The organism is Rhodococcus sp. AW25M09, from assembly GCF_000333955.1.
Classification (GTDB): domain Bacteria; phylum Actinomycetota; class Actinomycetes; order Mycobacteriales; family Mycobacteriaceae; genus Rhodococcoides.
Genome location: NZ_CAPS01000146.1, coordinates 50,392 through 62,823 on the forward strand (window position 1 = coordinate 50,392; position 12,432 = coordinate 62,823).

Annotated in this window: 9 protein-coding genes and 1 pseudogene; 6 read left to right on the top strand and 4 right to left on the bottom strand. The window is 62.1% G+C overall.

The window, feature by feature from the left end:
• Positions 1 to 100 precede the first annotated feature (100 nt).
• Positions 101 to 664, bottom strand: coding sequence for a hypothetical protein (locus RHODMAR_RS26460; RefSeq protein ID WP_008720913.1), 564 nt, complete (start codon positions 662 to 664; stop codon positions 101 to 103).
• Positions 665 to 1,155: 491 nt separating this feature from the next.
• Positions 1,156 to 2,484, bottom strand: a complete 1,329-nt coding sequence (locus RHODMAR_RS28550; protein ID WP_008720914.1) for a pentapeptide repeat-containing protein — start codon at positions 2,482 to 2,484, stop codon at positions 1,156 to 1,158.
• 409 nt (positions 2,485 to 2,893) lie between these two features.
• Between RHODMAR_RS28550 and RHODMAR_RS27295 the strand changes: the two genes are divergently transcribed.
• From RHODMAR_RS27295 to RHODMAR_RS26485, 4 genes are all read left to right on the top strand, one after another.
• Complete coding sequence (locus RHODMAR_RS27295) at positions 2,894 to 3,535, top strand: hypothetical protein (RefSeq protein WP_008720915.1); 642 nt, start codon at positions 2,894 to 2,896, stop codon at positions 3,533 to 3,535.
• 168 nt (positions 3,536 to 3,703) lie between these two features.
• Positions 3,704 to 4,285: a hypothetical protein gene (locus RHODMAR_RS26475; RefSeq protein WP_232433771.1), complete on the top strand. Its 582-nt coding sequence runs from the start codon at positions 3,704 to 3,706 to the stop codon at positions 4,283 to 4,285.
• 217 nt (positions 4,286 to 4,502) lie between these two features.
• Positions 4,503 to 9,467 (top strand): DEAD/DEAH box helicase, encoded by a 4,965-nt coding sequence (locus RHODMAR_RS26480; RefSeq protein ID WP_008720917.1) that lies wholly within the window; start codon positions 4,503 to 4,505, stop codon positions 9,465 to 9,467.
• On the top strand, positions 9,467 to 10,399 hold the full coding sequence (locus RHODMAR_RS26485; protein ID WP_008720918.1) for a GIY-YIG nuclease family protein: 933 nt from the start codon (positions 9,467 to 9,469) through the stop codon (positions 10,397 to 10,399). The genes RHODMAR_RS26480 and RHODMAR_RS26485 overlap by 1 nt, the downstream gene beginning before the upstream one ends.
• 14 nt (positions 10,400 to 10,413) lie before the next feature.
• Here RHODMAR_RS26485 and RHODMAR_RS26490 read toward each other — a convergent pair whose 3' ends face one another.
• Together RHODMAR_RS26490 and RHODMAR_RS26495 are read right to left on the bottom strand one after the other, a co-directional pair.
• A complete protein-coding gene (locus RHODMAR_RS26490; RefSeq protein WP_157226256.1) occupies positions 10,414 to 10,860 on the bottom strand; it encodes a recombinase family protein in 447 nt (148 codons plus the stop codon).
• Positions 10,861 to 10,943: 83 nt separating this feature from the next.
• A pseudogene (locus tag RHODMAR_RS26495) lies at positions 10,944 to 11,243 on the bottom strand (heavy metal translocating P-type ATPase); the annotation flags it as partial.
• 60 nt (positions 11,244 to 11,303) lie between these two features.
• Here RHODMAR_RS26495 and RHODMAR_RS26500 point away from each other — a divergent pair.
• Both RHODMAR_RS26500 and RHODMAR_RS26505 read left to right on the top strand, forming a co-directional pair.
• Entirely contained in the window at positions 11,304 to 11,720 is a 417-nt protein-coding gene (locus RHODMAR_RS26500) for a DUF6153 family protein (protein WP_042940501.1), read from the top strand.
• An 85-nt stretch (positions 11,721 to 11,805) separates the two neighbouring features.
• The gene (locus RHODMAR_RS26505; RefSeq protein ID WP_008720920.1) at positions 11,806 to 12,432 is read left to right on the top strand and encodes a DUF305 domain-containing protein; all 627 of its coding nucleotides are present in this window, start codon (positions 11,806 to 11,808) and stop codon (positions 12,430 to 12,432) included.

Sequence of the window (12,432 nt, forward strand, 5' to 3'; positions counted from 1 at the left end):
CGACGCGAACCGGAATTTCGGTGGTCTGTGGAGCGGGGCCGGGGCCTGTGGATGAACACGTTCGGCCCCGCGGGTGCGGGGCCGAGGTGTGTTATTGCGGTCAGTCATCGAACGAGTCGAGGATCTTGGACGGATCGCGGCGGTAGCGGCCTCCGTCGAGGAAGACGCCGACTGCGGCGCGGTGGACGCGGCGGAACTCGTCCATGAGGGTGTCGTAGCCGACGCGGTCGGTGACGCGCCAGGTGATCGGCCCCATGTGCAGGTCCACCCAGTGCACGGTGCGGCGTTGCTCGGGGATGTAGCGGGCGCCGGGGATCACCGTGTGTTCGGGGCCTCCGAGCCAGAGGATCGAGATTGCGGGTGCGCCGAACTCTGCGCCTGGCTGCTGCGGGTACGGGGCGCGTCCGTCGGCTCCGGCGAGGGCCGACCGGACAGTGGCGAATCCGGCGATGACGTCGCAGACTGCTTCGGCGCTGCGGAAGGTCATCATGAGGTGCCCGAACGCGACGACCATTTGCGCGTGCTCGGTGCCCGCGGCGGTGATGCTGATGGTCGCGTTCTGGGGTCCGGTGATGATGACCGTGGTGTGGGTGACGATGGCGGGGGTCTGGGCGTTTCCTGCTGCGGTGCTCGTGCGTGCGGGGCGGGTGGTGTTCTTCGGCATGTCGGGTCTCCTTCTCTCGCGGGACCGGCTCCCCCGGCCCTTCGCTCGTGCCAATTTCCTTCGCCGTCATCTGGCTTGGGGAGAGAAGGCGGCGGCATGGAACGGCGTCCTGCCCCTGGGACGGAAAGTTTTCAGCCGCAGGCGCTTTGAAAAGTTTCTGGAGCCCGAAGGGCCGGAGCATCGCGGAGTCAAGGGTGGGTAAGACGCGCCAGGGTGACGCATGCTCGGAGAGAGCCAGATGTGCGAAAGAAATTGCTTTTTTCACAGGACGGAGCGCAGCGGAGTTCGATTAGGTGGACACCGCAGGTGGCCCGGTCCGTGCCCCGCAATAGGGGGCGCGGCTCGGGATCGCGGCTACTGCGCCCCGACTTCTGCCTGCTGTTCCGCGGCACCGCCGCCAGGCGGAATGCGAGAATGCAACCCCACACTCCAACAAAAGGGTGCTTGCGTGGGAGCGACGGAGATCCGCCCCACTCGGTGTCGCGGTAGCGCTAGGGCATCGGCTCCAAGACGGGGGGTGGCCAGTCGTGGGGTTTGACGTTGTCCGGTTTGATTCCTTCGGCGGTGCAGGGGATTTCGGTGTCCCAGTCGAAGTACACGTTGTTCCACGCTCCCGGTGAGTAGAACGACGTCTCCGCACCTTGGAAGGACGCCTTGTAGAACGTCGTCTGGTCACCGCGGAACTGCGCCTTGTAGAACGTCGTCCAGTCACCGTGGAACTGCGCCTCGTCGAACGACGTCTGTTTCTTACTGCGGAACTGCGCCTCGTCGAACGACGTCTGTTTCTTACTGCGGAACTGCGACTTGTAGAACGTCGTCCCGTCACCGTGGAACTGCGCCTTGCCGAACGACGTCCAGCCGCCGCGGAACTGCGCCAGGCCGAACGACGTCCAGTCGCCGTGGAACTGCGCCTCACCGAACGACGTCACTCTCTTACTGCGGAACTCCGCCATACCGAACGACGTCCAGTCGCCGTGGAACTGCGCCTCACCGAACGAAGTCAAGCCACCGCGGAACTGCGCCTCAACGAACGACGTCCAGTCACTGCGGAACTGCGCCTCAACGAACGACGTCCAGTCACTATGGAACTGCGCCCGGTGGAACGTCGTCCGGTCGCCGTGGAACTGAGCTTTGCCGAAGGTGGTGTTGCCGCAGAAATGGGCGTCGGTGAAGTCGGCGTTGTGGAAGTACGCGCCGGTGAGGTCGTAGTTGTATCTGCTCCAGTTGTGGTGGTGGTCGGGTTTTAGGTGGGTGACGATGGTGCGTGTGATGGCTTGGCGGACGGTGAGGTCGTCGCGGGGGTGCTGGTAGGTGCGTTCGATGTGGGTAGCTGCGTCGGATGTGACGACGGTTTGGCGAAGGTGGGGGTGTTCGGTGGGTGGTGTGTAGGGACGGGTGAGGTAGCTGCAGAGGTAGTTGATGCAGATTTGGGCGTCGGTGTATTTGCCTCGGTCGATCCAGTCGTCGGTGAGTGCTTCGAGGGCGTAGACGCCAGCGAGTCTGACTTCGGGCGATGGATCGGCGAATTGTGCTGTGGTGGTGACGAAGCGGCGACGCAGTTCTTGGTTGTCGGCAAGGTTGTTGTTGTTGTTGGCGATGCGTTCGGTACTTCGCCGGCTAAGGTGGGTGCCTGTGTAGGCGATGAGTGCTGCGACGCAGACGAAGGTGCCGCCGATAATGGTTCCGTGGCCGGGGGTGATGTTCTGGGTCAGGTACCAGGACCATGCAGCGGGTATTTCGATTACCAGTACCGCCCATGTTTTGGGGGCAGCAGCGACAGCGCCGATCACCAATACAAGGCTGATCAGTGTTGCGGCCACGCGTCGACGCAGGGCATTCTGTTCCGACGGGTAGCGTCCTTGCTGCTCACGGTTGTGAAGGTAGCTCAGAATCGCCGTGGTCGTGTACCCGATAACGTGTCTTTTCCGATGCCGACTCGGACGCCGGGACGGTGCCGTCAAGGGCGACCACAGGTGCAATGCGGATAACTATAGATACAACTATGCGAAGGCCGGTCTGGCGAAGACGTATGACGTCGACGCCATCGAGATCCTCATCCGCGGATAGTCGACCGTGCGCCTGACTGTCGCAGGCAGCACCGGGAGGTGTGTCGCCTGCCTTACCCTCGCCCGTACGACGAACTGTGGTCGTCGAGGACGAGTTCTGTGCAAATGGGTCGGCGGTGGCCGGTAACGTCCGCTCTCATCGACCCAGAAGGGATCCACCGTAATGGCGACGACGGACGCAGGCGATGTCGAGGTGCTCGTCGAGTACCTCACGGCTGAGATCACTGAGATGCACGCTGCCCCGGACGGATGGCCGGGGCATGTGGAACTGGCGTTGATCGATGCGGTCCTGTCGATCAGAGCGGTCTACGGAGTCTCTGCCGACACGGGCGTACGCGGCGCGATCAAGCGGTACAAGGCCGAGTCCGGCAGGCAAAGTTGGGACGACCTCGGTGTACTGGGCGAGGCCGACCCGCGGTGGCTTCAGACGGTGCTCGGCAACAAGCAGAAGACCGGGGGTGTGCCGAAGGCCGAGGCGATCGTCTCTGCTGCCGGCCGGCTCGCAGCGTCGGGCGCGCGCCACGCATCCGACATCGATCGGGACTCGGCAGCGCAGCGAGCCGCGTACTGCGGAACTCGCGGCTTGGGCCCGGTGACGTGGGACTACTTCCTCATGCTGGTCGGCCACGACGGCGTCAAAGCCGACACTCTCGTCACTCGATTCGTGGTGGAGGCGTTGGGCCGTAGACCCGGGAGCGAAGAAGTCTCACGGCTGGTGACCGACGCTGCGAGGCGGATGGACATGCCGGTGTCGGCACTCGACCACTCGATCTGGCGGCACATGAGTAGACCTCGGAAGAGCTAGTTCCGTTCACCTGTCCGATCGAGGGAGAATTTTCATGGCCATCGATTTCGAGTTCATCGGCATCTCGACCCATCGAGTGCGATGCTGCACGACCACCACGGGACCCGGTATGCGGCCGAGGTGGACGAATGCTCGTCGATCGAGCTCACGAACCACCGCGACCCACTCGTGACAGCACCGAAGACTGGCGACGAGCCCTTCACACAGCAAGGTCAGTCGATCGGATCGGACCTTCGCCAGTTCTGGCGTTGGGCGTGCTCGGATCTCATCGGTAACGCCCAACGCGGTGTTCTCGCCGAATACATTGTCGGACTCGCACTCGGATGCGTAGCCGATGGAGTCCGAGTGGAGTGGGATGCTTCTGATCTACTGACCGAAGGGGGAATTCGCGTCGAGGTGAAATCGTCTGCCTACCTGCAAAGTTGGAAGCAGGAGAGGTTGTCGACGATCAGCTTCGGGATCCAGCCGACGAACGGCTGGGACGCGACGACGAACACAATTGCCGCGCAACGGAAGCGGCAGGCCGACGTATACGTCTTCTGTGTCTTCAAACAGACCGATCGGGCCACCGCCGACCCGCTCGACCTAGACCACTGGGACTTCTACGTGATGTCCACCCAGCGCCTCAACTCCACGTTCGGGGAGCAGAAGTCGATTGTGTTGAGCAGTCTGCTCTCACACGATCCCGTCGAATGTTCGTTCTCCGGACTCGCCAGTGTTGTCCAGGCTGCGGCGCGCGAACAATCCTGACTTCGACCGTGCAGGCTTCGTGGCGGCACGCCCCTTTGCACTCGAGGATGCGACACCGGAGCTTTCCGCGTCTGCGGCTCTACCCGGGAGACTCTGCTGGGCCACGACCTCTTCAGTGACCGAAACGCCGAAGAGTCCTCGTGGATGGCGGTTGTCGTCGATGTAAGCGGCATACTCGGTCTGATCGTCCCCGACGTTGAGGTGGTTTCGGTAGGTCATGGCGAGTGTGCACGAGGTTATCGAAGCGTTCCGTGGTGAGCCGTCGAATTCGGAGCGGGGCACCAAGTTCGAGCAGCTGATGGTTCGATACTTCGAGCTCGATCCGACGCTGTCGCAGCAGTACGAGCAGGTGTGGCGGTGGATCGACTGGCCCGACCGTCAAGGTAAGGCCGACACCGGCATCGACCTGGTCGCCCGCGAACGCGACACCGGCGACTACGCCGCGATCCAGTGCAAGTTCTACGAACCGACCACCACGTTGAGCAAAGGCGATCTCGATTCGTTTTTCACCGCCTCGGGACAAACATTTCCCACCGCCGATGGGGATCGGTCGTTCACCAACCGCGTGATCATCTCCACCACCGACCGGTGGGGAAAGAACGCCGAAGACGCGATCAATCACCAGACCATCCCTGTCCAACGGATCGGTCTGGCCGAGATCGCCGAGGCCCCGATCGACTGGGACATCGCATGGCCGCAGGGTGAGCTGACGGTCGAGTTGAGTGAAGCGGTCCGCAACGAGCCCCGCCCGCACCAGGTCGAGGCGATCGACGCGGTCTTCGCCGGGTTCTCCGCCGGCAACGACCGCGGGAAACTGATCATGGCCTGCGGAACGGGAAAGACGTTCACCGCTCTGAAGATCGCCGAACGCACGGCTGCCGAGGCCGGCGGCAGTGCACGCATCTTGTTCGCGGTCCCTTCCATCTCCTTGCTTTCGCAGACACTTCGAGAGTGGACCGCTCAAACCCAGCTCGACATTCGCGCGTTCGCGGTGTGCTCGGATTCGAAGGTCTCCCGCTCCGCCGAGGACTACAGCACCGTCGACGTCGCGATCCCGGTGACCACCGACCCCGACAACCTCGCATCGCACATGGCGCACCGGAAACGCTCCAAGGGACTGACTGTGGTGTTCACCACCTACCAGTCCCTGCCGACGGTCGCTGCGGCGCAAGGCATGGGGGTGGATGCGTTCGATCTGGTGATCTGCGACGAAGCACACCGCACCACCGGTGTCACCGTCGCCGGTGCGGACGAATCGAACTTCGTCCGCGTCCACGACGCCGAGTTCTTGAAAGCGTCACGGCGGCTGTACATGACGGCAACACCGCGGATCTTCGACGACGCAGTCAAGGAGAAGGCCGCCGACCACTCCGCCGAGTTGTCGTCCATGGACGATGTCGACATCTTCGGCCCCGAGCTGCACCGATTGTCCTTCGGTGACGCCGTCGAACGGGGGCTGCTCACCGACTACAAGGTCATCGTGCTCACCGTCGACGAGGACCTCGTCGCCGCCCCTATGCAGAAACAGCTCGCCGGAACCTACTCCGAACTCCAACTCGACGACGCCTCCAAGATCGTCGGCTGCTGGAACGGTCTCGCGAAGCGCGCAGGCCGCTCCCCCGACGGCGATGGGTTCGCTATCGGGGCACCTCCGATGAAGCGGGCGGTCGCGTTCGCCAAGGACATCGCCGCCTCCAAGCAGGTCGCCGAAGTGTTCCCCGACGTCGTCGACGCCTATCGCGCCCTCCTCGACGAGAACGAGAACGACGGCGAACAGGTCGACGCCACCAACCGTGACCTCGTCGTCTCCGCACGCCACGTCGACGGCACTTTCAATGCTCTCAAGCGCAACGAGCAACTGTCCTGGCTCAAAGCGCCCGTCCCCGAGGGTGAATGCCGGATCCTGTCCAACGCACGCTGCCTGTCCGAGGGCGTCGACGTTCCGGCTCTCGATGCCGTGTTGTTCCTGCACCCCCGCAACTCCGTCGTCGACGTCGTCCAGTCCGTAGGACGCGTCATGCGCCTCTCGCCAGGCAAGGACTACGGGTACATCATCCTGCCCGTCGCCGTGCCCGCCGGAGTGTCACCGTCGCAGGCCCTCGCTGACAACCGCCGTTTCAAGGTGGTGTGGCAGGTGCTCAACGCTCTACGAGCGCATGATGATCGGTTCAACGCGATGGTCAACTCCATCGCTCTCAACGCCACCACGAAACAAGCCAAGGCCGGTCAGGGTAATGATCGCCTGCTCGGCGGACACATCGGCCCGACCACCGACTCCGATGAAACGATCGGCGACGGACGCCCCACCCCGGGCACGGATCCGAAGCCTGAGAGTGGCGAAGGTGGAACTGGTGGGGTGGCGTCGCAGATGGCGTTGTTCGCACTCTCGGAGTGGCAGGAAGCGATCTACGCCCGCATCGTCGATAAGGTTGGGACCCGCGTCTACTGGGAACAGTGGGCAGCCGACGTCGCCGACATCGCCGCCGCCCAGATCGCCCGCATCAACGCCCTTCTCATCGGTGCCTCGCCAGAGACAGCCAAGCAGTTCGAGAAGTTCCTTACCGGGCTACGCGACAACCTCAACGACTCCATCGGCCGTGACGACGCGATCAGCATGCTCAGCCAACACCTGATCACCAAACCGGTGTTCGATGCCCTGTTCGCCGGCCACGACTTCGCGGCGCACAACCCCGTTTCCATCGTCATGCAGCAGATGCTCGACACTCTCGGCGACGCCAACCTCGAATCGGAGACCGCCGGCCTCGACTCGTTCTACGACTCCGTCCGCGTTCGGGCCTCGGAAGTGACCAGCGCTGAAGGCAAGCAGCAGGTCATCGCCGAGCTGTACGAGCGATTCTTCCGCGTCGCGTTCAAGAAGCAGTCCGATGCGCTGGGCATCGTCTACACACCCGTGGAGATCGTCGACTTCATCCTCCGGGCCGCAGACCACGTCTCGAAGGAGCATTTCGGCAAGGGCCTCACCGACACCGGCGTCCATATCCTCGACCCGTTCACAGGCACCGGCACTTTCCTCACTCGGCTCCTGCAATCCGGGCTGATCCTCCCCGACGACCTCTCGCGTAAATACCGGGACGAGCTGCACGCCAACGAGATCATGCTTCTCGCGTACTACATCGCCGCGGTCAACATCGAGACCACCTACCACGCTCTTACTACGCCCAGCGGCGAAGAGGGACAGTACGAGTCGTTCGAGGGAATTGTCCTCACCGATACCTTCCAGATGTCCGAAAACGGTGACACCATGGACGCGATCATGTTCCCGCAGAACAACGACCGCGTCATACGTCAGCAGGAAGCTCCGATCAACGTCATTGTCGGTAACCCTCCCTATTCGAAGGGCCAGGACAGCGCGAACGACGACAACGCGAACCTGAGCTATCCAACCCTCGACGCACGTATTGCCGCGACCTACGCCGGACGGTCAACAGCGACAAACAAGAACAGCCTGTACAACTCCTACTACCGCGCCTACCGGTGGGCCACCGACCGCGTCGGCGACCAAGGCATCGTTGCGTTCGTGTCGGCTGGAGGGTGGGTCGACGGCAACACTGCCGACGGAGTCCGCTTGAGCTTCGCTGACGAATTCGCCCACCTGTGGATCTACAACCTTCGCGGCAACCAACGCGCAGCCGGTGAACTCTCTTCTAAGGAAGGTGGCAAGGTATTCGGCTCCGGGAGCCGTTCCACCATAGTCATTTTCGTCGGCGTCAAGGATGCCGCACACTCCGGGCCCGCCCAGATTCACTATCGCGACATCGGCGATTACCTGGATCGGGAAGAGAAACTTCACATTGCCGAAGTAAGCACCATAAGCAACACGGAATGGCGAGAAATATCGCCAAATAGCTACGGCGACTGGATAACCCAGAGGGACGATGCCTTTGGTTCCTGGCCTGTCATTGGAACGAAGACCCAATCCGATTCGTCGCCAATATTTGCGACTTACGCCTACGCTCTCTTGACGGCACGTGATGCCACCGTCTACAACTTCTCACGGTCAGCACTGTTTGCGAATGTCACAGCTGCAGCCATCGCATACTCCGACGTTCTAGCGGCATATGAACAACAGCGTTCAGCCGACGGAAAACCAAGCGCTGCCGGAGACATCGACCAGTTCTTGTTTGGCTCGCAGAACACCACAACAGCGATCAAATGGTCCGACAGCCTCAAGCGGCACCTCGTGCGCGGTTTGCCGGTGATGTTTGACTCCAGCCAGGCAGTTGAAGCCGCTTATAGACCGTTCAACAGAACAAACCTCTACTTCGATCCGGTTTTGAACCATCGCCGCGGCTTGCTCCCGACTATGTTTCCAACGGGTCTGCACACCAACTACGGACTCCATCTTGTTGCAGCTGGATCCGACAAGCCATTCTCGGTTCTCGCCGTAGGCATGATCCCGGACTTGTCATTTTGGGGTTTTGGAAGCTCACAGTTTTTCCCGCGCTATACCTATGAGAACGTGGGGCCTCCCATCGACGGCGTTCTCGATTTCGATTCGACTGCTGATAGTCCGAGTGAGCAAGAAGGGGGCTACCGGCGGGTCGACAACATCACCGATGAGATACTTGATGTCTATCGGACCGCACTGGGCTCTTCCGTGACCAGGGACCAGATCTTTTGGTCGGTGTACGGGCAGTTGCACGTCCCCGGCTACCGGGAAACATACGCGGCGGATCTGAAGAAAATGCTCCCTCACATCCCCACCCCTGAAAGCTTGGGGCGCTTCACGCAGCTCGCCGACGCCGGCGAGCAGCTCGGCACCCTTCATATGCAGTACGAGGACGTCGCCCCTTACCCACTCGATGTCGAAATTAGGGCTGGGGTCGACGAACACGAGCGCGAGACGTGGCGGGTGCAGAAGATGAAGTGGCGCAGCAAGTCCGACCACACCGCAATTGTCTACAACTCGAAGGTGACTATCACCGGAATTCCACTAGAGGCCGAGGAGTACATGCTCGGGGCGAGGTCAGCGCTGGCATGGGTCATCGACCGTTACCAGGTCAAGACCGATAAGCCATCGGGCATCGTGAACGATCCGAACTTGTGGTGCGACGAGCACGACGACCCCACCTACATAGTCGAACTGATCAAGAAAGTCACCACCGTCGCCGTCGAGACCATGCGCATCGTTCGCGAACTCGACATCGAGAAGGCTGCTTGATGGTCCGGGCTCAGACCATCCAGATCTATCTACCCGGTGGGGATCCCGCCGGTATTCGGGTCGCGAGCCTGACCACTAGGACTGTCCGGGTCTTCGATATCCCGCGATCGCTGCTGAGCGAATTTGCGAAGCTCCCGGCATCGACGCAGGTCGGGGTGTACTACCTGTTCGGAGGTAGCGATGACGAGCGGACCGCGTACATCGGCCAGACCGGGAACGTCGGTAAACGCTTAGGTGAGCACGGCGAGAAGAATTGGACCCGCGCGATGGTTGCAGTGTCGTTGACCAACGAATGGACCTCCACGCACGTCTCCTACCTGGAGTGGTTGTCGATCCGAACCGCCCAACGCGCAGACCGATACACGCTGACCAATGGCAACGACGCGAGCAACCCGTTCACGCCAGCTCCGCTCGAGGCGGATTGCCACGAATTCTTGGACACGATCTCCGTCCTGCTGACCACCCTCGGCGCACCGATCCTCGATTCGATCCGTCCAACGAAGGGTGAATCTAGAGCAGGTCAAGAATCGCCAAACCAGCCTCTGTTCTTCCGTGAGTCCGGATGCGACGCGCAGGGGTACCTGACTTCCGAAGGCATTGTTGTACAACGAGGTTCTCGTGGACGACCGGATCTACGTGGCGCAGCTACCGAGCGCGTCCGGACTACCCGCGAGTCGCTCATCGCCAGCGGCCGCGCGACGATCGAAGATGGCGCTTTCATATTTCGCGACGACGAGCTCTTCGACAGTCCATCCGCTGCCGGTGCAGTGCTCGTCGGTGGAAGCAACAACGGCCGCATCAGCTGGAAGAACGAGGCCGGCGAAGATCTGAACGTACTCGAGGCCCGTGATCTGGCCAGCGCTCAGGCGCAACGTGAGGCGGCACCGGCGAGTGATTCCGTCGAGGTCGGAGCGGGAGTGCCAACCGCGTAGCTTTCCGCGCAGCTCTAGGATTGCGCAAAATGGCGGTACAGGGTTCGCCGACTCACTCCGAGGACTTCAGCTATGTCGCCGATGGTGCTGCCCTGGTTGCGCATTCGGGTGGCTTCACGCTTCTTGGCAGTCGACAGTGCAGGTGGCCGGCCACCGATCTTGCCGCGTTCGCGCGCGGCGGCGAGGCCAGCGTTCGTGCGTTCGCGGAGCAGCTGCCGCTCGAACGAGGCGAGGGCACCGAAGATGTGAAAGATGAGTTCGCCTCCGGCGGTGGCAGTGTCGATCTGTTCGGTGACCGATGCGAACCCCACTCCCCTGGATTTCAGCTCGGTCACGAGTTCGATCAAGTGCGGGAGGTTGCGACCGAGCCGGTCGAGCCTCCACACGCACAAGGTGTCTCCGGGCAATAGGGTGGCCAGGATGTCAGTTTCAGAAGTCGACTGCACTGTTTCAGAAGTCATGTGCACTGCCTTCTGCACGCCGTTACATCCCCAGCGCACGTTTACGAAGTAGGTCCAATCGAAACCAGCTGTGGTTAACGAAGTTACAGCACCGAACCCGATGTACTGCGCTGCCAACTGCGGGAGGACAGCAGGCGCATGCCGTTGAGCGCGACGAGGACGGTGGAGCTCTCGTGCCCGGCTACTCCGATCGGCAACGGAAGGGTCCAGAACAGGTCCCATGCGACAAGGACCACGATGAAGGTCGCTGCTATCGCGAGATTCGCCACTACGATTCGATGCGCACGCCGCGACAGCTCGATCACCGACGACAAGGTTGCGAGGTCGTCGCGCACCAGGACCACGTCGGCGGTGTCGAGCGCAAGTTCGGAACCTTTACGTCCCGAGCCTCCCGACCCCTAAGGCGCTACCCCTAGGGGGTATGTCTTGCTATCGTCGACGTCATGCACTCAGCAACCCGGCGCGGTCGATGGGGCACAGTCTCGGCGACCGGGGTGCTGATCGCGTTGACGGCCTTCGGGGTGCTGCTGATGCATTCGGTGACACCGACTGCTCCGATGTCCATGTCGACCTCGATGAGCGGTGGCCGCGCCGCCGCGATGACGTCGACGGCCACTGACGGGAGTTCGGCCCCGGTGGCGTTCGGGGAACACCACTGCCCATCCGCGCATCAGATGATGCACCCCTGTGTAGGCACGACGGTGTCGTGGACTGCATTGACGGCACCGGCGGTGAGCGGCGAGATCGACCTGGCACCGATCTCAGCGGATCGACTCGGCCGAAAGGTCGACTCCACCTTGGAGCGCGCACCGCCGTGGACGCTGTGGGAGTTGGACAGATCGGTGACCTTGCGAGTGTGACAGGGAGTCCGGTAGACGCACGTCTATCGGCGGATCGATACACGTTCGGTTTCCTGTATTAACCACCCTTGCAAGGAGTTTGCACATGCGTACCAAAGTTTTGGTCTCCCTCACCGCTGCCGCCGCGAGCGTATTGATCGTCGCCGGCTGTAGCAACGACTCGGCCGATTCCCCGATGGACGGGCAGTCGATGAGCTCGTCCTCATCGACGCCGATGTCGTCGACCCGGGCGACTGCCTCGGCGCAGTTCAACGATGCCGACGTGATGTTCGCGCAGATGATGTACCCACACCACGCCCAAGCAGTCCAGATGGCTGAGATGGCACAGGGCCGCACCGACAACCCCGACGTACTGGCCTTGGCTGCGGAAATCGACGCCGCGCAGCAGCCGGAGATGGATCAGATGACGGCATGGCTCGCCGAATGGGGTCAGCCCGCACCCACGGCCGACATGGGTGCGATGAGCGGAATGAACCACAGCTCCGGCAGCGGCATGATGACCCAACAGGACATGGACGCACTGATGGCGTCGTCAGGACCTGAATTCGATCGCCAGTGGCTGACGATGATGATCGCCCATCACACAGGTGCGATCGAGATGGCGAACACCGAAATCTCCGGCGGTTCCAACCCTGACGCGCAGGAAATGGCCCGCACGATCGTCACCTCTCAGCAGCAGGAGATCGAGACCATGCAGGGCCTGCTCGGCTGA